The sequence below is a fragment of the Mycobacterium sp. 134 genome, assembly GCF_048282715.1.
GTDB lineage: Bacteria > Actinomycetota > Actinomycetes > Mycobacteriales > Mycobacteriaceae > Mycobacterium > Mycobacterium septicum.
Genome location: NZ_JBLVUN010000008.1, coordinates 3,090,412 through 3,114,389, shown reverse-complemented (window position 1 = coordinate 3,114,389; position 23,978 = coordinate 3,090,412). Strand labels below are relative to the sequence as shown.

General features: G+C 66.6%; 24 protein-coding genes and 1 pseudogene. 15 read left to right on the top strand and 10 right to left on the bottom strand.

The genetic code is table 11. From position 1 onward, the window contains the following. Nucleotides 1-4 precede the first annotated feature (4 nt). Entirely contained in the window at nt 5-1,219 is a 1,215-nt protein-coding gene (locus tag ACNQVK_RS19695; RefSeq protein ID WP_418034226.1) for an acyltransferase family protein, read from the bottom strand. 411 nt (nt 1,220-1,630) lie between these two features. On the opposite strand from ACNQVK_RS19695, the gene ACNQVK_RS19690 reads away from it, so the two are divergent. Then, nucleotides 1,631-1,882, top strand: coding sequence for a hypothetical protein (locus ACNQVK_RS19690; protein ID WP_418034225.1), 252 nt, complete (start codon nt 1,631-1,633; stop codon nt 1,880-1,882). Between the two features lie 18 nt (nt 1,883-1,900). Here the strand turns inward: ACNQVK_RS19690 and ACNQVK_RS19685 are convergent, their stop codons facing one another. Further along, nucleotides 1,901-2,467, bottom strand: coding sequence for a hypothetical protein (locus tag ACNQVK_RS19685; RefSeq protein WP_418030839.1), 567 nt, complete (start codon nt 2,465-2,467; stop codon nt 1,901-1,903). A 101-nt stretch (nt 2,468-2,568) separates the two neighbouring features. Here ACNQVK_RS19685 and ACNQVK_RS19680 point away from each other — a divergent pair, with 101 nt between their 5' ends. The 5 genes from ACNQVK_RS19680 (at nt 2,569) to ACNQVK_RS19660 (ending at nt 8,408) form a co-directional block, all read left to right on the top strand. Continuing rightward, nucleotides 2,569-3,729, top strand: a complete 1,161-nt coding sequence (locus ACNQVK_RS19680; RefSeq protein ID WP_418034224.1) for an alkaline phosphatase family protein — start codon at nt 2,569-2,571, stop codon at nt 3,727-3,729. Nucleotides 3,730-3,776: 47 nt separating this feature from the next. Beyond that, nucleotides 3,777-4,109, top strand: coding sequence for a DUF732 domain-containing protein (locus ACNQVK_RS19675; RefSeq protein ID WP_044518684.1), 333 nt, complete (start codon nt 3,777-3,779; stop codon nt 4,107-4,109). 38 nt (nt 4,110-4,147) lie between these two features. Beyond that, on the top strand, nt 4,148-4,612 hold the full coding sequence (locus ACNQVK_RS19670; protein ID WP_211154493.1) for a DUF5078 domain-containing protein: 465 nt from the start codon (nt 4,148-4,150) through the stop codon (nt 4,610-4,612). Between the two features lie 416 nt (nt 4,613-5,028). Next, on the top strand, nt 5,029-5,514 hold the full coding sequence (locus ACNQVK_RS19665; RefSeq protein WP_418030838.1) for an MmpS family protein: 486 nt from the start codon (nt 5,029-5,031) through the stop codon (nt 5,512-5,514). Continuing rightward, on the top strand, nt 5,511-8,408 hold the full coding sequence (locus tag ACNQVK_RS19660) for an RND family transporter (RefSeq protein WP_418030837.1): 2,898 nt from the start codon (nt 5,511-5,513) through the stop codon (nt 8,406-8,408). The genes ACNQVK_RS19665 and ACNQVK_RS19660 overlap by 4 nt, the downstream gene beginning before the upstream one ends. Here ACNQVK_RS19660 and ACNQVK_RS19655 read toward each other — a convergent pair. Next, nucleotides 8,405-9,172: an ArsR/SmtB family transcription factor gene (locus ACNQVK_RS19655; RefSeq protein WP_418030836.1), complete on the bottom strand. Its 768-nt coding sequence runs from the start codon at nt 9,170-9,172 to the stop codon at nt 8,405-8,407. The two genes, ACNQVK_RS19660 and ACNQVK_RS19655, sit on opposite strands and share 4 nt — an antisense overlap. Before the next feature lie 550 nt (nt 9,173-9,722). On the opposite strand from ACNQVK_RS19655, the gene ACNQVK_RS19650 reads away from it, so the two are divergent. Next, entirely contained in the window at nt 9,723-10,388 is a 666-nt protein-coding gene (locus ACNQVK_RS19650) for a peptidoglycan endopeptidase (protein WP_418030835.1), read from the top strand. A gap of 53 nt (nt 10,389-10,441) precedes the next feature. Continuing rightward, nucleotides 10,442-11,188 (top strand): peroxide stress protein YaaA, encoded by a 747-nt coding sequence (gene yaaA, locus ACNQVK_RS19645; protein WP_418030834.1) that lies wholly within the window; start codon nt 10,442-10,444, stop codon nt 11,186-11,188. 34 nt (nt 11,189-11,222) lie between these two features. Here the strand turns inward: yaaA and ACNQVK_RS19640 are convergent, their stop codons facing one another. The 3 genes and pseudogenes from ACNQVK_RS19640 to ACNQVK_RS19630 all read right to left on the bottom strand — a co-directional run. Then, nucleotides 11,223-12,140, bottom strand: a complete 918-nt coding sequence (locus tag ACNQVK_RS19640) for a TauD/TfdA dioxygenase family protein (RefSeq protein WP_418030833.1) — start codon at nt 12,138-12,140, stop codon at nt 11,223-11,225. Nucleotides 12,141-12,174: 34 nt separating this feature from the next. Beyond that, nucleotides 12,175-12,534 (bottom strand): hypothetical protein, encoded by a 360-nt coding sequence (locus tag ACNQVK_RS19635; protein WP_418034595.1) that lies wholly within the window; start codon nt 12,532-12,534, stop codon nt 12,175-12,177. Between the two features lie 130 nt (nt 12,535-12,664). Further along, a pseudogene (locus ACNQVK_RS19630) lies at nt 12,665-12,982 on the bottom strand (ABC transporter substrate-binding protein); the annotation flags it as partial. On the opposite strand from ACNQVK_RS19630, the gene ACNQVK_RS19625 reads away from it, so the two are divergent. Further along, on the top strand, nt 12,882-13,250 hold the full coding sequence (locus ACNQVK_RS19625) for a hypothetical protein (RefSeq protein WP_418034594.1): 369 nt from the start codon (nt 12,882-12,884) through the stop codon (nt 13,248-13,250). The pseudogene ACNQVK_RS19630 and the gene ACNQVK_RS19625 overlap by 101 nt on opposite strands. On the opposite strand, the gene ACNQVK_RS19620 is transcribed toward ACNQVK_RS19625, so the two are convergent. The 3 genes from ACNQVK_RS19620 to ACNQVK_RS19610 are packed head-to-tail and all read right to left on the bottom strand — an operon-like array spanning nt 13,251 to nt 15,775. Beyond that, the gene (locus ACNQVK_RS19620) at nt 13,251-13,994 is read right to left on the bottom strand and encodes an ABC transporter ATP-binding protein (protein ID WP_418030832.1); all 744 of its coding nucleotides are present in this window, start codon (nt 13,992-13,994) and stop codon (nt 13,251-13,253) included. It abuts the gene before it with no gap. Next, nucleotides 13,981-14,868 carry an ABC transporter permease gene (locus tag ACNQVK_RS19615; RefSeq protein WP_418030831.1) on the bottom strand — a complete coding sequence of 296 codons (888 nt, stop codon included), beginning with the start codon at nt 14,866-14,868 and terminating at the stop codon, nt 13,981-13,983. Before ACNQVK_RS19615 ends, ACNQVK_RS19620 begins: the two co-directional genes overlap by 14 nt. Continuing rightward, on the bottom strand, nt 14,846-15,775 hold the full coding sequence (locus tag ACNQVK_RS19610) for a TauD/TfdA dioxygenase family protein (protein ID WP_418030830.1): 930 nt from the start codon (nt 15,773-15,775) through the stop codon (nt 14,846-14,848). Before ACNQVK_RS19610 ends, ACNQVK_RS19615 begins: the two co-directional genes overlap by 23 nt. Before the next feature lie 432 nt (nt 15,776-16,207). On the opposite strand from ACNQVK_RS19610, the gene ACNQVK_RS19605 reads away from it, so the two are divergent. From ACNQVK_RS19605 to ACNQVK_RS19580, 6 genes are all read left to right on the top strand, one after another. Beyond that, nucleotides 16,208-16,837, top strand: a complete 630-nt coding sequence (locus tag ACNQVK_RS19605) for a hypothetical protein (RefSeq protein ID WP_418030829.1) — start codon at nt 16,208-16,210, stop codon at nt 16,835-16,837. 270 nt (nt 16,838-17,107) lie between these two features. After that, entirely contained in the window at nt 17,108-18,583 is a 1,476-nt protein-coding gene (locus tag ACNQVK_RS19600) for an amidase (protein WP_418030828.1), read from the top strand. 98 nt (nt 18,584-18,681) lie between these two features. Further along, nucleotides 18,682-19,575, top strand: a complete 894-nt coding sequence (locus tag ACNQVK_RS19595; RefSeq protein ID WP_418030827.1) for a fructose bisphosphate aldolase — start codon at nt 18,682-18,684, stop codon at nt 19,573-19,575. A 31-nt stretch (nt 19,576-19,606) separates the two neighbouring features. Further along, nucleotides 19,607-20,521: an alpha/beta fold hydrolase gene (locus ACNQVK_RS19590; protein WP_418030826.1), complete on the top strand. Its 915-nt coding sequence runs from the start codon at nt 19,607-19,609 to the stop codon at nt 20,519-20,521. Nucleotides 20,522-20,571: 50 nt separating this feature from the next. Beyond that, on the top strand, nt 20,572-21,219 hold the full coding sequence (locus ACNQVK_RS19585) for an MBL fold metallo-hydrolase (RefSeq protein ID WP_418030825.1): 648 nt from the start codon (nt 20,572-20,574) through the stop codon (nt 21,217-21,219). Between the two features lie 91 nt (nt 21,220-21,310). Beyond that, complete coding sequence (locus tag ACNQVK_RS19580; protein WP_418030824.1) at nt 21,311-22,699, top strand: FAD-dependent oxidoreductase; 1,389 nt, start codon at nt 21,311-21,313, stop codon at nt 22,697-22,699. Nucleotides 22,700-22,706: 7 nt separating this feature from the next. Here the strand turns inward: ACNQVK_RS19580 and ACNQVK_RS19575 are convergent, their stop codons facing one another. Next, a complete protein-coding gene (locus ACNQVK_RS19575; protein ID WP_418030823.1) occupies nt 22,707-23,975 on the bottom strand; it encodes a competence/damage-inducible protein A in 1,269 nt (422 codons plus the stop codon). Nucleotides 23,976-23,978: the final 3 nt, after the last annotated feature.

Sequence of the window (23,978 nt, the reverse complement as noted above, 5' to 3'; positions counted from 1 at the left end):
CCCGTCAGCCCGCGCGCGCTGAAACCTCGTCGGACCGGTCCTGGGACTCGGTGTCGATCCGGTGCAGCTTGGTGTTGGCCTGCTCGACGGGCCGGATGTCGACCATTCGGCGCATCCACCGCCTGGCCGGCTCCTCGACGAGGTGATACAGCGCAATCGCGCCTACCAGGGCGATCGCGAACAGGCCCACAAGGGTCGCCTTACCCGAGAGGGTGGGCGTCAGAGTCACCTCGAACTGCCTGGTGGTCCAGATCCAGGCGGTATGGACCAACTCGTGCACCATGTACAGGCCGAACGAGATCTGACCGCCATAGACCAGAATCCGGGTGGACAGTAACGCCGGGAGACTACCGACGCCGACCGCCAAGGCGACCACCTGCGGGACGAACAGGATGTCGACGATGCCGCCGGCGTCGCCGACGGTGTTCATCGGGTGCTCGTCGAAGAAGTACAGTCCGCCGACGATGACGACGCCCAAAACGATCGACAGGTAGCCCGCGCGCTTCTGGGTCCGCTCCGTCAGGTGCAACTTGCGTACCGCGGCGCAGGCCAGCGCACCGGCGGTGAACTGCATGACGATCCGAGGCAGCCAGCTCCACGGGGTGTAGAAGTGGCCGGTGGCCATCAGGAGCACCACCGGCGGCACGGAGGCGGCAATGGCCAGCAGGACCAGGCTCCGCGCCCGGGTGGCCCGCGCGATCCGGAAGACGACCATGATCAGCGCCCCGAACAGCAGGTATGCCAGCCATTCGGCACTGATCGACCAGGCGGGCCCGTCCCAGCTCGAACCGTCGAAGTAGGGCTGGAACCACAGTTGGACCAGGAAGAGCTGGCGCACGTAGCTGACCGCGTTGTAACCGCTGGTGTCCTCGGGCGGGATGTGGCCGACGTTGAGGGTGAATATCAGCCACAGCGCGGCCAGGTGCAGCGTGACCAGGTACACCGGCCACACCCGGGACAAGCGCAGCCACAAGAAGTGCAGGGTGGCCCGGGCGGACCAGGTCGGTCCCATCCGGTCGATGTAGTTCCAGGTCAGGACGAATCCGCTGAGGATGAAGAACAGGTCGACGCCCTGGGCGCCCCGGTCGAGCACGGGAGCCAGCGCCTTGGTGACGTCGGGTGCCACCTGGTAGAGCAGGGGGCGGAAGTGGAACAGGACCACCCACACCGCCGCAACGATGCGCAGACCCGTCAGGGCCTTGATCTCTGCGCCGCGCACAACACCCTTTTCCGTATCCACTCGGCTGATTCGTCACTTCGCTGTTTTGTCATGTCACCGCCGCGGCCGGCCGGGCGGATCGGGCCCGCGATCGGCGCAACCGGCAGCTCTCGCAGACTAGCAGCGTGCCCTTGCGCGACGCGCTGCCCGCGCGGTGTGCGCTTCCTGGATGGCACCGGGGGGCGGCTCGCGTCTGGCTCGGGTGCCCTTGTGCAGCAAAGCAATTGCCTATTCCGGCGACGACGTCGGACTCGCGGTGGTCAGAGCCGATGCGGCGTGTCCGATTCCTGGCAGTCGGCTGAGTGGCCGGATAGGCTCGGGCGACGTGATCTCTCGGGGAGGTTTGAGATGACCAGCATCATCGGCCGCTGCGCCGCGGGCATCGGCACTGTGTTGGCACCGCTCGGCCTGATGGCGGTGGTCACGGCGGCAGCGCCGGCCGTCAGCAGTGCCGACTGCGGCGCCGGAGAATGGTGGGACCCGGTGGCCAGTGTGTGCCGCCCGCCGGTCGTGCCGTTGGGGTGTGAAAACGGCGCGTGGTGGGATCCGGTGGCCAACACCTGTCGCCCGCCCGTGGTGCCGCCGCCACCGCTGTGCGACAACGGCTGGTGGTGGGATCCTGTCGGGAATGCCTGCCGACCGCCACTGATCCCGCCGGGCTGATCACTCAGCGCCGGGCCATCAAGGCATCGGTACCGAGGATCCGTCGTAATTGCGGGCGTTGTTGTTGAGTGAATCCATCCACGCGCGCAGCTTGGCCTGGCCGACCAACGCCGGGATGGTGCCGCCGCCGGTCGGGGTGTCGGGAGCGGCGTCGGTCGGCTGCCACGGCTGGCAACCACTGGTCTTGAACGCCTTGTCGGTGGCCTCGATCGTGATGACCTGCGGCTTCTTGGTGAACGCGTTGTCGATGATGTCGCCGCCGTGCAGATCGGCCATGCGCTTCCAGTAGCAGGTGCCGCCCTCGACCGGTCCGGCCGAGGCGTAGTTGCCAGGCTGGATATCGGTACCGACCATGAAGAGGCCGTCGTGGTCGATCGCCTTCCCGGCAACGGGCGCCGCGGCTGCCGCGGCGGGGGCACCGGGCGCAGCGGGATCGGCGGGCGCCGGCTCGACCGGACCCGGCGGCGGGCCCGGCGCGGGGACAGGCGCGGGTGCGTCCGGATCGGCGCCGGCGATGCCGCTGAACGCCCCACCTGCGGACACCACCAAAGCGGCGACGAAGATCACGGCTTTCATCGGCTTCATGAAAACCCAGCGTACCGGGTACGGCAGAGTGGTCGGGCCCACTCGCGGGGAGGTATGTATTGCCGGAACCCGTTGAGGTGATCTGTGGCACGCTCGGCGATGTGGAGCCGCCGTGTCCTGATCCCGATTCACCCCACCTGGCCGACGTCGTTCCTTCGGTCCTCGCGGCGATGGGAGCACCCGGATTCGAGGCACGGATCCCGTGGCCCGGCCCCATCCGCGGCGCATGCGTTCTGTTGATCGACGGGCTCGGAGCCGAACTGCTCGCCGCCCACGCCGCTGATGCGCAGGTCCTGACGGCTCTGGCCGACCAGTCGGCCAACCGGACCCTGCACGTCGGGTTCCCGTCCACCACGGCGGCGGGATTGGCGGCGATAGGCACCGGGTGCCGCTCGGGCGAGCACGGTTTCGTCGGCTACTCGTTCCGGGTTCCCGAGGCCGGTCCGGAATTCGATGTCATCAACGCGCTGCGGTGGCGCCCTCATCCGTGGGGGCCGGACCTGCGCGAACGCGTGGTACCCGAGCTGGTTCAACCCTCGCCGACCACTTTCGAGCGCGCCGGGGCAGCCGGGTTCGAGGTCTCCGTGGTCTCGGGCGCCCAGCACGCCGGATCGGGATTGACCCGGGCGCTCCTGCGCGGCGGACGCTATGTCGGCGTGCATGCACTGGGCGACCTCGCCGCCGGGGTCATCGCAGCCGTCGCGGGCAGCGGCTTCTGCTACGGATACCACGCCGACCTCGACCTGGTGGGTCACCTGCACGGACCTGGGTCGCCCGCTTGGCGCATGCAGTTGCGGCAGGTCGACCGGCTGGTGGAATCGGTGCTGGAGGCCCTGCCGTCGGAGTGCCTGCTGACCGTGGTGGCCGACCACGGAATGGTCACCGTGGACCCGGCGGCCGTGGTCGACATCGACGAGTGCGAACCGCTGCTGGACGGTGTGACCGCAGTCGGGGGCGAAGCCCGCGCCCGCCACGTCTATACCGCGGCCGGGGCGGCCGATGATGTCCTGGCGGCATGGCGCGCCACCCTCGGGGATTCCGCGTGGGTGATGTCGCGGGAGGAGGCAATCGGCGCCGGATGGTTCGGCCCGCGGGTACGCGACGACGTCCTGTCCCGCATCGGCGATGTCGTCGCCGCAGCCCGCGGCACGGCGGCGTTGCTACGGCGGACCGTTGAGCCCATGGAGTCAGCGTTGATCGGCCAGCACGGCTCGCTGACGATTGCTGAACAATATGTCCCGCTGTTGTCTGCAATTGGATGAGCAAACCGCACACCCGGAACAGGCTTAGGTGAGCTAAGATTCACCGCATGAAGCTTGCAGGCCTGGCAGTAATTGGTGCCGCAGCGGCTATCGCCTTCGCCGCTCCCGCACACGCCGATCCCGACACCGATTTCGCCAATGAGCTGCACACTTTTGGCATCTACGGGCAGCGCGATTACAACGCCTGGATCGGAAAAATCATGTGCAAGCGATTGCACAACGGCGTCGACCACAATGCCCAGGACTCGGTCGGTTTCGTGAAAAAGCAACTGGCCAAGGACAGCTCCGACGCTCAGTCGTGGCAGTTCCTGGGTACCGCCATCAATTACTACTGCCCCGATCAGCGCTTTATCTACGAACAAGCCGCCACGCGGCCGTAGTCTGATTCCCGACGCCGATCTCAGAGCTTTGGAGCGAGATGTTGAACCGCAAGAGTGTCAGTAACCTGATCCGGACCGGCGTCGCCGCCTGCGCGGTCGCCGGCAGCCTGGCCGGCGCCGGCATCGCAAGCGCCGACGCCACCGACGACTACCCGATCCCCAACCGGATCCTGCGGACCCCCTGCACGGCCGAACAGATCATGGCCGCAGCCCGCGACGTCGAGCCGGTGTACTACGAGCGCTACATGATCGACTACAACAACAAGCCGGTCGCCGATCAGCAGGGCGCCCAGGACCGGATCCACTGGTTCTTCTCCATGGACTACGCCGGTCGCCGCCAGTACTCCGAGAACATGGCCACCAACGCGTTCTTCGAGAACATGTCCTGGCGCTGGCCGAACTGGGCCAAGCTGTTCTTCAACAACAAGGGCGTCGCGGCCAACACCACCGATGTCTGCCAGAACTACCCGCCCAACGACATGTCCGTCTGGGACTGGCACTAGTCGCCAAGCTCGATGAGGACGGGGCCCCGTCGCCGGTCATGCGGCGGTGGGGCCCCGCTCTATTCCCGTTAGCTCCATCACAATCGGCGACTCGGTCAAGGCCCGCTTACTTGTCGCGCAATATGAAAAATTCGCTTCACCTGGCACTGCGCACCTCACGGCAACGTTCGAGGATCATCTGCCGCCGGGCACGGGACGCGCGGAGCCAAGGATGTGTCACCGTTTTGCGACTCATTTAAATAGGCTAATATCTCGCTAAGTTCTGGTTAGCCATTCGGCTAGACAACGAGACGGATCGGGGTGAACATGGTGCACAGGCCCTCCCTCTGGGGCTGCCCTGCCGCCTGCGTGTCGACCTCGTCCGACCTGAACATTGCCCACATTGCCCACACCCGACGGACCGGTGCCCTTTCACGATGATCAACGCGACGACCAACGCGACGAAAACCCCTCGCCGGAAACAGTTCTCACTTTCGGGCCTGGCCAAGAAGTTCTGGATTCCGTTGATCATCATCGCGGTGGTGTTGGTCGGCGGGTTCACGGTGATGCGGGTCCGCACGTTCTTCGGCTCGGGCGACGGCTCCGGTATCTCCAGCGCCAAGGTCGATGACACCAAGCCGTTCGATCCCAAGGTCGTGGTCTACGAGATCTACGGCGAGCCCGGTGCGACCGCCGACGTGAACTACCTCGATCTCGACGCCCAGCCCCAGCGCATCGACGGGGTCTCCCTGCCGTGGACGCTGCGGCTGGAGTCCACCGCCCCGTCGGTGTTCCCCAACATCGTGGCCCAGGGCGACGGCAGCTCGATCAGCTGCCGCATCACCGTCGATGACGAACTCAAGGACGAGAGAACCTCCAACGGCGTGAACGCCCAGACCTTCTGCTTGGTGAAATCTGCATGAGCACCCACGACGCCCCGACCGAAGCCTTCCCGGTCACCGGGCCGCGGCATGCCCAGCACGGCGGGATCGCCAAGTGGATCAGGCGCCTGGCAGTGCCGATCATTCTCGGCTGGATCGTCCTCATCGGCATCCTGAACACCGTTGTGCCCCAGCTCGAAGAGGTGGGCAAGATGCGGTCGGTGTCGATGAGCCCCGACGAGGCGCCGTCGATGATCGCCATGAAGCGCGTCGGCGAGGTGTTCCAGGAGTTCAAGTCCAACAGCTCGGTGATGGTCGTGCTCGAGGGCGAGCAGCCCTTGGACATCAAAGCGCACGACTACTACGACGAGGTCGTCGCCAAGCTCGAGGCCGACAAGAAGCACGTCGAGCACGTCCAGGACTTCTGGGGCGATCCGCTGACCGCCTCCGGTGCCCAGAGCTCCGACGGCAAGGCCGCCTACGTGCAGGTCTACACCGCCGGTAACCAGGGCGAGGCGCTGGCCAACGAATCGGTCGAGACCGTCCAGCAGATCGTCGAGAGTGTCACGCCGCCGCCCGGCGTCAAGGCCTATGTGACCGGCCCGGCCGCGTTGGCCGCCGATCAGCACATTGCCGGTGACCGCAGCGTCAAGATCATCGAAGCGCTGACCTTCACCGTCATCATCATCATGTTGCTGCTGGTCTACAGGTCCATCGTCACGGTGATCCTCACCCTGGTCATGGTGGTGCTGTCACTGTCGGCGGCCCGCGGCGTCGTCGCCGCGCTGGGTTACTACAACATCATCGGCCTGTCGACGTTCGCCACCAACCTGTTGGTGACCCTGGCCATCGCCGCGTCCACCGACTACGCGATCTTCCTGATAGGCCGATATCAAGAGGCCCGAAGTGTCGGCGAGGACCGGGAACAGTCCTACTACACGATGTTCCACGGCACGGCCCACGTCGTGCTCGGCTCAGGCCTGACCATCGCCGGCGCGACGCTGTGTCTGCACTTCACCAACCTTCCGTATTTCCAGTCGCTGGGCATCCCGCTGGCCATCGGCATGGTCACCGGCGTTGTCGCCGCCCTGACGCTGGGTCCGGCGATCATCTCGGTGGCCAGCAGGTTCGGTAAGACGCTGGAGCCCAAGCGGGCCATGCGCACCCGCGGCTGGCGCAAAATCGGTGCGGCCGTGGTGCGTTGGCCCGGACCGATCCTGATCGCCACCATCGCGCTCTCGCTGATCGGTCTGCTGACCCTGCCCGGGTACATGACCAACTACAACGACCGCAAGTACCTGCCTGCGGATCTGCCGGCCAACACGGGGTACGCCGCATCGGATCGGCACTTCTCACAGGCCCGCATGAACCCCGAACTGCTGCTGATCGAGAGCGATCACGATCTGCGCAACTCAGCGGACTTCCTGGTGATCGACCGCATCGCCAAGCGAATCTTCCAGGTGCCCGGCATTTCTCGGGTCCAGGCCATCACGCGCCCGCAGGGAACGCCGATCGAGCACACCTCGATCCCGTTCCAGATCAGCATGCAGGGCACCACCCAGATGATGAACATGAAGTACATGCAGGACCGCATGAAGGACATGTTGGTTCAGGCCGACGAGATGCAGAAGACCGTCGACACGATGACCAAGATGCTCGCGTTGACCAAGGAAATGTCGGACACCACGCACAGCATGGTCGGAAAGATGCACGGCATGGTCGTCGATGTCGCCGAAATGCGGGACCACATCGCCGATTTCGACGACTTCCTCCGCCCGATCCGCAACTACCTCTACTGGGAACCGCACTGCTTCGACATCCCGGTGTGCCAGTCGATGCGGTCGGTCTTCGACGCCCTCGACGGCATCGACACCATGACCGACGACATCCAGAAGTTGATGCCGGACATGGATCGTCTCGACGAGCTGATGCCGCAGATGGTCACGATCATGCCGCCGATGATCCAGACCATGAAGAACATGAAGACGATGATGCTGACCATGCAGGCCACCATGGGCGGTCTGCAGGATCAGATGGAAGCGATGATGAAGAACCAGACGGCCATGGGCCAGGCGTTCGACGCTTCCAAGAACGACGACTCGTTCTATCTGCCGCCGGAGACCTTCGAGAATCCGGACTTCAAGCGCGGCATGAAGATGTTCCTGTCCCCCGACGGGCACGCGGTGCGGTTCATCATCAGCCACGAGGGTGATCCGATGAGCCCCGAGGGAATCTCACACATCGATGCGATCAAGAACGCCGCCAAGGAGGCCATCAAGGGCACTCCGCTGGAGGGTTCCAAGATCTACCTCGGCGGTACCGCGGCGACCTTCAAGGACATGCAGGAAGGCGCCAACTACGACCTGATGATCGCCGGAATCGCCGCGCTGTGCCTGATCTTCATCATCATGTTGATCCTCACGCGCAGCGTGGTGGCCGCCGCGGTCATCGTCGGCACCGTGGTGTTGTCCCTGGGCGCATCGTTCGGCCTGTCGGTGCTCATCTGGCAGCACCTGATCGGGCTGGAACTGCACTGGATGGTCCTCGCGATGGCGGTCATCGTTCTGTTGGCCGTGGGTGCGGACTACAACCTGCTGCTGGTCTCCCGGTTCAAAGAGGAGATCCACGCGGGCCTGAACACCGGCATCATCCGCGCGATGGGCGGGACCGGGTCGGTGGTCACATCGGCGGGCCTGGTGTTCGCGTTCACCATGATGTCGATGGCGGTCAGCGAGCTGGCGGTGATCGGCCAGGTGGGCACCACGATCGGCCTGGGTCTGCTGTTCGACACCCTGGTGATCCGGTCCTTCATGACTCCGTCCATCGCAGCGCTGATGGGCAAGTGGTTCTGGTGGCCGCAGCGGGTGCGTCAGCGTCCGCTGCCTGCGCCGTGGCCGACGCCCGCTCAGCGTGAGCCGCAGGACTCGCTGGTCTAGTCAGCCTGCTCCAGCCCGGACTTCAGGCTGGACAGCTTGAGTGGCCAACCGTGCGCGATCAGTTCCCGCACGACGCTGCCCGGGTCGAACCCGTCGTGGGTCACGGTGAGCTTCACCTGATCCTCGACGGGTTCGATGTCGAACGACACGCGTGACCGGCGCTCGGCCGCGGCGGCGCCGATGGCCTCCTCGCTGAGATCCGCGGCGATCTGCTGCAGTTCGGGTGTGAACGCGTGGAAGGTGAAGGCCAGCCGCTGGTAGGGATCAGACTCCACGACCACCTGCTCGGGGTCCTCGATCCGCAGCCCGTCCTCGACCCAGATGTAGCTCGACCCCTTCTGCCACTCGGATTCGATGGCGTGGCCCATATAGCTGCCGGAGAACGCCGGATTGGTGATCGCCTGCCACAGCCGTTCCGGGGTGGTGCGGATATAGGTCGTGTACACGAAGGCCGTGGCGGGGCCCTCCAATACCGTCTTGAGATCCGCGAGGGCGTGCTCCCTCGTGGCGTCGTAGCGGTCGATCCAACGCTCGGCGATGGCATTGATGGGCTCCGCGTTGAGGTAATGCAGCTTTTGCCGTCCCTGGCGGGCTGTCGTGACGAGGTTGGCCACCTCCAGCACCGCCAGGTGCTTGCTGACCGACTGCCGGGCCATCGACAGGCCGCTGCAGAGCTCTCGCAGACTCTGCCCGTTCCGCTCATTGAGGGTGTCCAGGAGTCGCCGCCGGCTCGGGTCTGCGAGTGCTTTGAAGACTTCGTCCACCCTCGCCGTCCTTTCTCGTGCAGCCGCTCCGTCGCCTCCTGTAAATAATGCAGCCAATTGGCTGCATGTCAATTCCCGTCGATGCCGCAGACTGGCGCCGGAACCGGGAATCGGAGTTCCGGATCGGCGTCGGCCAGCCACCATGAAAAGGGTGGCAGCGTTGCCGGAATCACCGCCTCCCCCTCGGTGCATATCCGGGACGCTGCGTTGCGCCCGCTCACCGATACCCACGGCACCCCCGACACCGGAGCCCACGGCCTCGTCGCTCGAAATATCCTTCACATCAATGTAATTCGACACCGATTTGCACAATGCAAGCCAAATTCAGACGGTTCGATTCGAAGGACAAGTCCAGTGCCGCAGCACTATTGGTGATTGATCGATACGTCCACCCAGCCCCTGGCAAACATGCGCCGCTGGCAACCGAATAACCCGGGCAGGCAGGCACACTCAATCCCAAAATGCGTGAAGCAGTCCATATGCGGCACCCGTTGTGAACGGAGTCACATATTTTGCCCGCTCAAAATCTGCTCTGCTAGCGTCCCGCCGCATGTTTGCTATCGCGACGCTTATGGCGCTTGTCCAGCAGGTTTCGGGCACGCCGTACATCTCCGGTGGAGACTCCCCATCCGGCACCGACTGCTCGGGCCTGGCTTCCTGGGTCAGCAACATGGCCACCGGTCGCCCGGTCTACGGGGACCGCTTCAACACCGGTAACCAGGAGCGCGCGCTCCTGGCCCGTGGCTTCAAGTACGGCACCCAGCCCGGCGCCCTGGTGATCGGCTGGAACAGCGGCCACACCGCCGTCACGCTGCCGGACGGCACGCCCGTCTCCTCGGGCGAGGGCGGCCACGGTGTGCGGGTCGGTGGCGGCGGCGCGTACCAGCGCCAGTTCAGCCACCACATGTACCTGCCCATGGCAGCTGAGGCACCGCAGGATGCGCCTGTGGACGCTCCTCTGCCGTTCGATGCTCCCCCGCCGCCCCCGGCCCCGATCGACCCGATGGCCGCCCCGGCCCCGATCGATCCCTTCGCACCGCCGCCCCCGGCCGACCCGATGGCCGCCCCGGCCCCGATGGACCCGTTCGCGCCGCCGCCCCCGGCCGACGCGATGCCGCCGGCTCCCCCGATGGACGGTCCCGCACCGATCGTGCTGGACGTGCCGCCCCCGCCGGCGCCCCCTGCGCCCGAGGAGCCGGCTCCTATCGCCATCTGAGATCACACCTGTCGGTGGTCAGCGCGACACGATCAGTCGGATAACGTCTGGCTGTGATCGTGCTGCTGCCACCGTCGGAGACCAAACGCACCGGCGGGGATGGCCCCCCGGTGCGTTTGGACAATCTGAGCTCGCCGCCACTCACTCCGCTGCGCGAGTCGCTGATCGGCGAACTCGTCGAACTCGCCGCCGACCCGCAGGCATGCCGCAAAGCCCTGGGTATCTCCGCGGGCCAGGACGCTGAAATCGAGCGCAACGCCGCCCTGTGGGATGCACCCACGATGCCGGCGATCGAGCGGTACACCGGGGTGCTGTACGACGCCCTCGACATCGGATCGCTACGCGGAACCGCCGCCTCGAGAGCCCGCAGCCGGTTGGCTGTCGGATCGGCACTGTTCGGCCTCCTGCGCGCCGACGACCAGGTGCCCGCCTACCGGCTGTCCGCGTCCTCCAAGTTGCCCGGGCAACCGGGCCTGGCCAAGCGCTGGCGCCCGCTCCTGGAGCCGGTGCTGGCCGACTTGGCCGACCAAGAGCTGATCGTCGACCTTCGCTCCGGCTCCTACGCGGGGTTGGGCCGCATTCCCGGTGCCGTCCGCGTGCAGGTTCTGGCCGAACACGCCGATGGTCACCGCAGCGTGGTCAGCCACTTCAACAAGGCCCACAAGGGTCATCTGGCGCGGGCGCTGGCCGGCTCCCGGGCCGAGCCGAGCGATGCCGCCGCCGTGGCGGCGGTTGCCCGCCGCGCCGGGATGAACGTGGAACGCGACGGCGATGAACTGACCGTCGTGGTGCCGGCCTGACGGACTTACAGATCGCCCTGGACGGCTCGCCGACTCAAGCAGCCTCGAACGGCTCGCCGTCCAACGCCCTCGATGGCCGGCCATCCGGCCCCAGCGGCACATCCCCCACGAGCGTCACGCGATACAACCGGCGGTCGTGCTCGCCGGTGAGATCCGACGGCGCGAGGTGGACGGTCGAGCGGTTGTCCCAGAACGCGATGCTGCCCGCCTCCCACTTGAACCGCACGGTGTACTCGGGCCGCACCAACTCGTCGTAGAACAGACCCAAAAGGCGGCGACTCTCGTGCGGCGACACGTCGACGATATGGCTGGTGAAACCCGGGTTGACGTAGAGCGCCCGCTCCCCTGTCTCGGGATGCACCCGCACCGCGGGATGCTCGGTCAGCAGCGGACGCCGGTTCACCCGGCGCTCATAGTCTTCGGTGGCCGTCGTACCGTCCGGGGGCGCGAACCGGTGCACCGCCCGCAGCCCGTCGGCCAATCGCTGCAAGGGTGCCGACAATCCCTCATACGCGGCAACGGTGTTCGCCCATTGGGTATCACCCCCGTACGGCGGGATCACCTCGGCCCGAAGAATCGACGCGGCAGGCGGATTCACCGCCGCGGTCACATCGGCATGCCAATTCGCCTTGTCGTAGCCCCTGCTGCTGCCATAGCGCGCCTTGAACCGGTCGGCGAAGATCGGGTAGATCGTCGGGTACTCCGGGTCGGGGATGGAGTCGAACAGCGGATGCGCCGGTGTCGGTGAGCCGAAGGCCCGCGCCAGCCGCAGGTGATCGTCGTGACCGATGAACTGGTCGCGAAAGAACACCACCTTCCACTTGAGCAGTGCGGCACGGATCTCGGCCACCTGTTCGGTGAGTAGCGGTGCGGTGAGGTCGATTCCGTGGATTTCGGCGCCGATCCACCCGGACTGCGGCCGGATGGTCAGTGCGGATGCCAATTGAGTCATCTGTTGTCCCCTCTGTTCGGTATGGCAGAAATCGCTACGATTTCAGCGATTTCGGTGTGACACTGTCGAGTTCGTTCTGCGCGTTGACGATGTCGTTGTAGCGGCCGTCCACGTACGGCTTCACCTCGACCCGGCCCTTGATGGTCCCGGTCTCGTGCAGGCCGTCGGCCACCGTCTGGAACAACGCGGTGGAATCGGCATCGATCGGGTAATACGAGGCGATCCCGTCCTCCTCGTACAGCTTCTTGCCCTGGTCGAACGTGATGCCCTGCACCTTGACGTAGTACTCGTCGATCCACTGGTCGGCATGGGTGTCCTTCCAGTTGTTGGCCGCGACGAGCCAGGCCGACGTAATCGCCGATCGCCGCCACCTTGGCGGGGTCGTCGAGCACATCACGGCGCACGATCAGGGTCTGAATGCCGGTGTTGATGCCCTTGCCGTCGCCGAGGATCGGTGGCTCGCCCAATTGGTAGTACTGGTTGCCCAGCACGATGGCGGCTTCCACGGCACCGGCGGCAAATGTCGGAACCACCTCTGCCCCAGCCAGTTCCACGGGCTGGACATCGGTTCTCAGGTCCAGGCCATGGCGCTTGAGCAGTCCGGCGGTGACCATATGGCGACCCGAACCCGGCGGGTAGGCCACCCGCTTGCCACGAAGATCCTCGATCGTCTTCACTCCGCTGTCGGGGCGTGCCACCAGGTAGTAGCCACCGCTGGTGCCGGGGTTCGCCTGCAGCCCGATGGTCACCAGATCGGTGACGCCACTATCCACCGCAATCGGAACCGGCGCCTCGCCGATCGATCCGACGTCGGCCGCACCCGAGCGCAAAGCCTCGATCACCGCCGCACCGCCGCTGAAATCGGCGAAGTCGACCTCGTACGGTGTCCCCTGGCCGGCGTTGGCCAGGTTCCACGGCAGTGACTGTGTCCCGTTCTGCTCGGCGATGACCAGCTTGGTGCCGGCCGGAACCTCGGTCTTCGCGGCGATCTTCACCGTGTCGATGGCACCGCCTGCCTCGTCGTCGGACAACCCGCACGCGCTGAGCAACAACGGGATCAGCAACAGCGCAGCGGAACCCCGCCGCGCCCGACCACCAAATGGCATGTGACTATTCCTTGTCTTCGGATACACCGAGTTCGGACAGCAATCGCTTTCGCAGCGTGGCGAATTCGTGGGTGTCCCGGGCCCTGGGCTTCGGCACCGTGACGTCGACGTCGAGAGAGATGACACCGTCGGTCAGGACGATCACGCGATCGGCGAGCAGGATCGCCTCATCGACGTCATGGGTCACCAACAGGACCGCCGGGGTGTGCCTGCGATACAGGTCCATCAGCAGCCCGTGCATCTTGATCCTGGTGAGGGCATCGAGTGCGCCGAAGGGTTCGTCGAGCAGCAGCAGCTGCGGTTCGCGCACCAAGGCCCGGGCCAGGGCGACGCGCTGCGCTTCGCCGCCGGACAACGTGCGCGGCCACGCCTTTGCCTTGTCCGCCAGATTGACCTCGCCCAGCGCCGCCAGCGCCCGTTGTTGTACGACGCCGTTGGCGGGCAATCCGATCGTCACGTTGGCGAGCACCCGCTGCCACGGCAGCAGCCGGGAATCCTGGAAAACGATCGCGCGCCGCTCGGGCACCCGCAGATAACCGTCCACGTCACTGTCGAGCGCACCCAGCGCCCGGAGGAAAGTGCTCTTGCCGGAGCCGCTCCGGCCCAACAGGGCGACGAATTCGCCTGCCCTGATCTCCAGATCGAGGCCGTCGATGATGACGTTGTCCCCGAACCGCTTCCGGATGTCGCGGGCGATCACCACCGACGACGTGCCGACAGTGGTTGTGAGCGTGTCAGTCTCCGTCATAGGCCCGCCTCCAGGTGAGCAGGCGACCCTCGAGGAACCGGACCACGAGAATCGAGATCAGCCCGAGAATCGCGTAGACCGCGATCAACACGAAGACGATGTCGATCTGGAAGTATTCGCGGGCGTCGGTCATCATCCGGCCGAGACCCTTCTTGGCGTTGATGGTCTCTGCGAAGATCAACGACAACCAGGACGCCGTCAGGGCCAGGCGCAGGCCGACCAGAAACCCGGGCAGCGATCCGGGGATGATGACCCGGTAGATCATCTCGGCCCGGCCTGCGCCGAAGGATCGCGCCGCCTCCACCAGTGCGGCATCGACGCTGCGGATCGCGCTGAAGGTGTTGATGTAGATCGCGACGGCGACGGCCAGCGTGATCAGCAGGATCTTCGGGACCTCGCTGATGCCGAACCACACGATCAGCAGAGGCACCAGTGCGAAGTTCGGAACCGCGCGCAGCACTTCCATATTGGCGTCGACGAAGTTCTCCCCGATCCGGGACAATCCCGAGATCAGGGCCAGCCCGAGTCCGAGCACGATACCGAACGCCAGCCCATATCCGACCCGTAGCAGGCTGGCGGTCAGATGGTCTTGGAACGTTCCGTCGGCGATCAGCGTCCAGGCCGCATCGAGGACCCGGGTCGGTGGCGGCACGGTGCGCTCGTCGAAGATCCCGACCGTGGACAACAGTTGCCACAGGCCCACCAACAGGACCGGGCCAAGAAGCCGCTGCGCCGCACGTGGCACCACGGGCTTGCGCTGCACCCGCCGCACCGCCGCCCGGGGATCGACGAGCCCGATCGGTGCGTCGGTGCGTGGGGCTCCCCCCGGCCGCGACAACAGGACGGACATCTCAGGCGGCCCCGAAGTAGTCACCCGAAATCGACTCCGAGGCAACACCATCGGGACCCACCGGAACGTCGCCCACCAGAGTGATGCGGTGCAGCACCCGGTCGCCTTCGACATGCTCGAAGTCGCGCGGGGCCAGGTGCAGCGCGGCCCGGTTGTCCCAGAACGCCACGCTGCCCGGCTCCCACTTGAACCGCACCGAGTACTCGGGCCGCGCGATCTCCTCGAACAGCAGATCCAGCAGGTGTCTGCTCTCCCGGGGCGAGAGGTTGACGATCTCGCGCGTGAAGGACGGGTTGACGTAGAGCACCTTCTCCCCCGTCTCCGGGTGTACCCGGACCACCGGGTGGATGGTGGCGAGCGGATTGCTGCGCACCAGATCGCCGATCTTCTCGGTGCTCCGGTCGGCCGACGTCGTCGAGCCGAAACGGTGCTCGGCGCGCAGTTCACCGACGAGGGTCTGCACCGATGGCGACAGACCCGCATATACGGCAGCAACATTGGCGAACTGGGTGTCGCCGCCGTAGGCGGGCACCTGCTCTGCCCGCAGTATCGAATGCGACGGTGGGTTGATCAGCGGGGTGACGTCGGCGTGCCAGCCGGGGCCGTTCGGACTTTGCCGCTTGCGGTATTTGGTGCCGTAGCGGTGGTCGTAGGCGGCCGGGGACACCGTGTGGATCTGCGGGAATCCGGCTGGGGCAGAGTCGCCCTCGTAGGGATGGCCGGGCGTCACCTCGCCGAACTGGGCACCGAACGCGATCTGGGCTGCGTGGTCGAGATCCTGTCCGCGGAAGAACACCACCTTCCACCGGTGCAGTGCGGCCCGGATCGCAGCGACCTGTTCGGATGGCAGCGGTGCCGACAGGTCGGCCCCGTCGATCAACGCACCGGTATGTCCCGACAGCGGACTGATCGTGAGTCCGGACGAAGACAATTCGGTAGAAGACAATTGAAATGAAGACAGTTCAGTAGTAGACATCGCCATACTTCCCTCGAAAGCGGCTGCTCATATCGGCGATTCGACGCTAACGAGGTTCGTCTCGGGGCTTACCGGTTTGAATCGGCGTGACGTGAATGCCTGCGGCGGGCGTGAACCCGAAGCGGCGTTGCCGGCCGCGTTCCGAACAGACGCCCCAAATCGCTTCTGCCTGCGGCGCACTGGCCCAGTGCCGGGATATGAGGACGAATCTCACTGTTGCCGAGCAAATTTCACCTCGACCGCGCGACAGTCCCACACCGGAAGCGGATTTCACCGAATTCCCGGGTGTTACCCACAGCGTCCCACCTCATCGTGCACAATATGAGCTCGCGTCAGCGCCCGTCGCCTGTGCCACGCCCATCACACCGCCGTTCCCCGGGAGCAAGCTTGGTCACCTGCCTAGTTTCGACACCGCATGCGCCGTATCAGCCGGCTCGCCGTGGACGGCACCGGAAGGCACCGGAACGACGTTGGCTGCCCGTCGGCGTCGGCGTGGCCGCCGCGGCCGTGATCAGCTCCATGCTCACCGCATTCGTCATCCTCACCACGCTTGCCTCCAAATTCTCGTCCAGGGATTCGGTGTATGCCGTCGGCGCCAGGACCTATGAGGTGAAACCGAACCGGCAGCCGCTCCGAAGCTTCTCCGAGCGGGTCGCGGCTCCGGCCATCGCAGCGTTCGCGTCGGACGGCTCGGGATTCGTCGATTCGGCGGCACGGTGCCGCGACACCCAGTCGGCCAGGGCCATCGGCCGGACCGAACGCTCGCTCGTGGTGATCTGCCTGGACCGCACGGGCCGGCTCGAATACCACGGCGTCCGGCTCTCCGACCAGGCCGCGCTGGCGGCATCGGCCGATGCCACCTCCGGCCGCCGATTCGTGGCGCGCAATTACCAGGTCGACTACGCGGTCTCCCCGACCGAGTTGCTCGTCACTTCGGGTAGTGCGGTCCTCAAGCGCGAACCGATGGTCGAGTACCGGGAGATCCTGTCCACGCCGGTCGTCGTAGCACCGCGGTAACCGCGCTAAGCTGGCCGCTCATCGGCCATGCGGCGGGAGATCGATGTCCACATTCTGGCGGTACTTACGTATCCAGGCCATGGTGTTCGTCGCCGGTATCGTCGGGCCGATCTTCTTGATCGTTTACTTTGCCGCACAACCAGATCCGACTCTCAAGTGGATGTACTTCACGGGTCTGGTCGTCACCGCGATCGAGGTTCTGCTAGCGCTCGAGTTGACCCGTATCAGTGCACCGACAGACACCCCCAGCGATCTCCGGAGTGATGTGAGATGGATTCGTCGTCCGCCTTCGAACTAGCCCGCACCGACGGGGTCGGGCAGGCAGCACTGGCGGCCGCCGGTGAGATCAGTGCCGTCGAGCTACTCGACGCCGCGATCACCCGGGTCGAGGCGACGCGCAGTCTCAACGCGGTGATCACCGACCTGTTCGACAGAGGCCGCTCACAAGCCGCCGCACTCGATGCGTCCGGCGTGCTGCGCAACGGGCGGGCCGGGCCTCTGACCGGGGTGCCGTTCCTGCTCAAGGATCTCGGCGCAGCGCTGGCCGGTACCCGCGAAGCGATGGGGTCACGCGCGTTGCGCGACCATGTCTCAACGGAATCCGCCTGGACGGTGGATCGGTACCTGGATGCCGGCCTGGTCGTGTTCGGCAAGACCAACACCCCGGAATGGGGCAACCACTGCACCACCGAGCCGTTACTGTTCGGCCCCACGGTGAACCCGTGGTCCGCCGTCGTCACCCCGGGTGGATCCAGCGGCGGATCGGCGGCAGCGGTGGCCGCAGGAGTGGTACCCGCGGCCTCGGGCGGGGACGGCACGGGCTCCATCCGGGTACCGGCCTCATGCTGCGGCGTCGTCGGCCTCAAACCACGCCGAGGACGATCCTCGTTCGCCCCTGACGGCGGCCACGGACTCGAAGGCCTGGTGAACAGCCACGCACTGACCCGCACGGTGCGCGACAGCGCGGCCCTGCTGGACGTCATCGCCGGCTCCGCACCCGGCGATCCCTACAGCGCCGCCATCCCGGCGTTCTCCTTCCTCGACGCAGCCGCACGAACACCGTCGGCTCAGCGCATCCTGATCGCCACCTCGTCGCCGTTTCCCACCGACCGGATCGACCCCGAGGTGGTGTCGGCAGTCGAAGCGGCCGGCCGGGTGCTGGAAAGCCTCGGGCACCACCTCACCCCCGGGGCTCCCACGATCGATGCGGACGCGGTCGCCGACGCCATCGCGGTGCTGCACACCGTGAGCAACGCGCAGCTCCACGATCTGGCCCGGGCCCATCTGGGCCGGGCGCCCCGCGAGGACGAGTTCGAGCCCAGCACCTGGGTGATGATCCGCGAGGGCTTCACCACGACGGGTCTGGCCTATGCCGACGCCATCTCGGACATCCACGCCCAGACCCGCCGGTTCGCCGCGGGCATGGCAGGTCACGACGTGCTCCTGGTGCCGACGCTGCTGACCGGTCCGCCGCCGTACGGGCTGCTGAATCAGCCCCGGGGCACCACCCGGGCCTTCTTCGACGTCGAGTTCGCCACCACCGGATGGACCGCCCTGGCCAACGTGACCGGTTGGGCTGCGATTTCCCTGCCATTGGGTCAGACCCGCGACGGCCTGCCGATCGGTGTACAGCTGATGGCCCCCGACGAAACGATCCTGCTCAGCCTGGCCGGTCAGCTCGAGCAGGCCACGCCGTGGGCCACCCGCACCCCGGCTCGATGGGTGGGCGCTACCGCCGCGAAGTAGCCGCATATCCTCTGAGTCGAACTGTGCGCAACCGGCGGTGTGCGCCCTCAACAGCACAACAACATCAGGACGCCGTCTTCAAAGGAGTAGACAACCTCATGGTGAACCAGCAGCAGGCCGACAAGATGACCACGGGCAAGGGCTTCATCGCCGCGCTCGACCAGAGTGGCGGGTCCACCCCCAAGGCCCTGCGTCTCTACGGTGTCGAGGAGAGCGCCTACTCCTCCGAGGAGGAGATGTTCGACCTGATCCACCAGATGCGCTCGCGCATCATCACCTCCCCGGTGTTCAACGGTGACCGGGTGCTGGCCGCGATCCTGTTCGAGCAGACCATGGACCGCTCCATCGAGGGCAAGCCCACCGCAACGTTCCTCTGGGAGGACAAGGGCGTGGTTCCGCTGCTGAAGATCGACAAGGGCCTGGCCGACGTCGCTGACGGCGTACAGGTGATGAAGCCGATGCCCGGTCTGGACGATCTGTTGGCCCGCGCTGCGAAGAACGGCATCTTCGGCACCAAGGAGCGCTCGGTGATCGGCGCGGCCAACGCCGACGGGATCGCAGCGGTGGTCGCCCAGCAGTTCGAGGTGGCCAAGCAGGTGCTCTCGCACGGTCTGATCCCGATCATCGAGCCCGAGGTCACCATCTCGATCTCCGACAAGGCCGAGGCCGAGGACCTGCTCCGCGACGAGATCACCAAGAACCTCGACGCGCTGCCCGTCGACCAGAAGGTCATGCTCAAGCTGACCCTGCCGACCCAGGCCAACCACTACCAGTCGCTGGTCGAGCATCCGAAGGTGATGCGGGTGGTGGCGCTGTCCGGTGGCTACTCACGCGATGAGGCCAACAAGCTGCTGGCCGAGAACACCGGTGTGATCGCCAGCTTCAGCCGCGCGCTGACCGAGGGTCTGTCGGCCCAGCAGAGCGACGACGAGTTCAACGCCACGCTGGACAAGTCGATCCAGTCGATCTACGACGCGTCCGTCGCGGGCTAGTCGCGGACCCGGCGAGGCAAGGCGCACGCAGATGGTCATCCCGATCGATCGCCCCAAACTGGAGGGCAATGTCGCCGTGGGCGACGGTCGGCAGCTCGGGTTCGCCGAGTTCGGCGACCCGCAGGGCCGTGCGGTCTTCTGGCTGCACGGCACCCCGGGTGCGCGCAGGCAGATCCCGACCGAGGCCCGGATCTACGCCGAGCAGAACCACATCCGGTTGATCGGGGTGGACCGGCCGGGCATCGGTTCGTCCACACCGCACCAGTACCACCGCGTGCTGGATTTCGGTGCGGATCTGCGTACCATCGCCGACACGCTGGGCATCGACAAGATGGCCGTCATCGGCTTGTCCGGCGGCGGCCCCTACACGCTGGCCACCGCGGCCGCCATGCCCGACCGGGTGGTGGCGGCCGGGGTGCTCGGCGGCGTGGCCCCGATGGTCGGGCCCGACGCGATCAGCAGTCCGCTGATGCAACTCGGGGCGGTGGTCGCGCCCATCTTGGAGGTGGCCGGTGCGCCGATCCGGTTGGCCGCCTCCGGGCTGATCCGGCTGATCCGCCCGGTCGCCTCTCCGGCCCTGGAGATCTACGCGCGGATCTCCCCCGAGGGCGACCGGCGCATGCTCGGCCGGCCCGAGTTCAAGGCCATGTTCCTCGACGACCTGCTCAACGGCAGCCGCAAGCAGCTGGCCGCGCCCTTCTACGACATCGTGGTGTTCGAGCGCGACTGGGGTTTCCGCCTCGACGAGGTCAAGGTTCCGGTGCGCTGGTGGCACGGCGACCACGACCACATCGTGCCGTTCGCCCACGGGCAGCATGTGGTCTCCCGGCTGCCGGACGCGGTCATGACCGAGCTGCCCTACGAAAGCCACCTGGGTGGGCTGGGTTGCGCCGAGGAGATCATGGGCACGATGATCTCGACATGGGACAAGGCGAAGTCGGACTGAGCTCGCCCGAGGCTTGACCTCAACCATTGTTCAGGGCCGAGGCTGTGGTCATGGCAACTTCCATGACCCAGATCCGGACCGACCTGTGGGAAACCCGCACCGACACACCGTTTCCAGGTTTGACCACACATGCCTACCTGTGGACACGGGGCGGGCACAACGCGCTGTTCTACTGCCCGGCCGGCGACGCGGATTTCGCCACGCTGGATTCACTCGGCGGGGTCGACGACCACTATCTGTCGCACCAGGACGAAGCAGGCCCGATGCTGGCCCGCATCGCCGGGCGCTTCGGCTCCCGGCTGCACGCGCCGGCCGCCGAACGCGACACGATCGAACCGCACAGCCCGATCGACGTACCGCTGTCCTCCCGGTACGTCGATGACTGTGGTGTCGAGGTGATCCCCACCCCCGGCCACACTCCGGGGAGCACGAGCTATCTCGTCGAGGGCGCCCAGGGCCGGTATCTGTTCACCGGGGACACCATGTTCGTCGCCGCCGACGACCGGTGGTCGACGTTCGTGATCCCCGGCGTCGGCGACGCCGCGGCGTTGGCCGACAGCCTGCACCTGCTGGCGAGCCTGCGGCCGGACGTCGTCATCTCCAGCGCCTACGGGGCGCGTGCGGTCACCGTCCTCGATGCGGGTGCCTGGCCGGCCTGCGTCGACGAGGCGTTGCGGTCGATACCGGTGACCCGGTGATGTTCGAGTAGCGCACTACTCTAGGCCCGGCCCCGGCCTGCTCCGATACTTCGAACAACTGGCGACGTGCCAGCAGGTCCGGAGGTCGGCAATGGCAACGATCGGCAAACACGCGATGGTGCTCGGCGCGAGCATGGGCGGGCTGCTGGCCGCCCGGGCGCTGGCCGATTTCTTCGACACCGTCACACTCGTGGAGCGCGACGTCCTGCCGGACGGTCCGGTTCAGCGGCGCGGCGTCCCGCAAGGCCGGCATGCCCACGGACTGCTCAGCGGCGGACTGCAGGCGCTTGCCGAACTGTTTCCCGGCCTCCCCGAGGAGTTGGCGGCCGACGGAGCCACAGTGCTCGACGGGGCGAATCTGTCCCTCATCTCGCTGACATTCGGCGGCCACAGGCTCAATCTCGACGGGGAACCGTCCAGACCGATCGCGTCGTATCTGGCCAGCAGACCGTTTCTGGAGGCGCATGTCCGGGACCGGGTGCGCGCGATGGCAAACGTCGACATCCTCGACGGGCACGACGCGGTCGAGTTGTTGATGGATGACACCCGGCGCGTGACCAGCGTCCTCGTGGCCCCTCGCAGCGGTGGTACCGGACGGGCGATAGCCGCCGACCTGATCGTCGACGCGATGGGCCGCGCCGGACGCACACCCGCGTTCCTGGAGAGCGCCGGATTCGGACGGCCGGCCGAAGACCGGATCGCGGTGCAGGTGGCCTATTCCAGCCAACTGATGCGCTTCGGCGACGAAGCTCCGCGCGACCGGCTCACTCTCGTCGGAGCTGTTCCCGAAAGACCCTATGGTGGTTCACTTTTCGCCTACGAGGACAACACCTGGCTGCTCACCACGGCCGGGATGAACGGTCAGGAACCACCGGCCGATCTGCCCGGGATGATCGCCTTCGTCGAGGATCTGTTCCCCGCCGAAACCATCACGGCATTGCGCAGCGCCCAGCCGGTCGGGGCGGCGGCCACCTTCCGTTATCCGGCGAGTGTGCGGAGACGCTACGAGCGCATGCCCAGCTTCCCCGAAGGCCTCCTGGTGTTCGGCGACGCGATCTGCAGCTTCAATCCGGTGTACGGACAGGGCATGTCGGTGGCCGCGCTCGAGGCGCTGGCGTTGCGCGACTGCCTGGTCCGGGGAGCCGACGATCTGGGCCGCCGATTCCTGCGGGCCGCTGCCGGCTGCGTCAACACGGCATGGCAGATGGCTTGCGGCGCCGATCTGGCCCTGCCGCAGATCCCTGGCCCCCGGCCGGTGTCGGTGCGGCTGGCCAACTGGTACACCGAGCGGGTGCTCACGGCCGCCGAGGACGATCCGGTGGTCACCGAGGCGTTCTTCCGGGTGATGAACCTGGTCGATCCACCCAGCCGGCTGATGCATCCGGCCATCGTGCGGCGGGTGGCGGCCGGCTCGTCCCGCCGAAACCGCACACGACGGCCGGCGGCGCCCGCCGAAGCCGCCGTCGCACCGCTGGGCTGACGACGGGTCAGTCGCCGCCGTCTGTGAGCGCCCGGCGCAGCAGGTGCATCGCCACCGTCGTGGCCCGCTCCCTGATATCGGATCGGTTGCCAGGGAGGCGGAGGGTGCGGGTGATCGCCGCCGATCCGGCCCGGACCGCGAAACACACGGTGCCGACAGGCTTCTCCGGGCTGCCGCCGTCCGGACCCGCGATACCGCTGATGGCCACCGCGGTATCGGCACCGAAATGGTGCAACGCGCCGGTGACCATGGATTCGACCACCGGTTCGGATACCGCGCCGTACTCGGTGATCAGCACCGGATCCACGTTCAAAAGTTCGGCCTTGGCCTCGTTCGAATAGCTGACCACCCCACCGGCGAAGTAGTCCGAGCAGCCGGGGATGTCGGCCAACCGGGCGGCCAGCAGTCCCGCGGTGCACGATTCCGCGGTGGCGATCCGGTGCCCGGCCAACAGGCCGGCCACCTGCTCGTCCACCGTCGTGCCGTCCTCGGAGTACAGCGCGGCACCGTGGCGGTCGCGCAGCAGCGTCAGCAGCTCCTGGTAGGTGCCGGCGGCGTCGGGCTCGTACCGGGTGACGATCTCGAGTTCACCGCGGCGCAGGCAGGTGGTGATCTCCAGTGCGTCGAAACCCGCGATCGATGCCTCTGCGTCGCGCAGAGTCTCGGCCAGGCCGGATTCGGCGAGCCCGAACATCCGCACCATTTCCTGCCGGTAGCGGGTACGGCCCGAAATAGCCTGTTGCACAGCCTCGGTGGCGACAGCTGTGTGCCACATCGGCTGCAACTCGCGCGGCGGGCCGGGCAGGACGACGACCGTCGGGCTGCCGCCCACCACGACGCCGGGGGCAGTGCCCACGGGCGCGAGGACCTCCGCACCGACAGGCACCATGGCCTGCTTGCGGTTGGCGGCGCGCACCGCGTCGAAATCCACGCCGGGACGGTCGCCGATCAGCTTGCGCAGGATGGCGGCGATTCGCTCCTCCATGGCCTCGTCGAGAACGAGTTCACGACCGCAGAACTCGGCGACCGTCGCGACGGTGAGATCGTCGGCGGTCGGCCCGAGCCCGCCGCTCGTCACGATCAGGTCCACACCCTCGGCGGCCAGGAACCGCAACTGTGCCTCGATGTCCCGGGGACGGTCACCGCAGATGGTGATGTGGGCGAGTTCGACCCCGAGCTCGAGAAGCTGGTCGGCCAGGCACGGACCGTTGCGGTCCTGAACCCTCCCGGTGAGTACTTCTGTTCCGGTAACGACGATGCCTGCACGCGCGCTCACCCG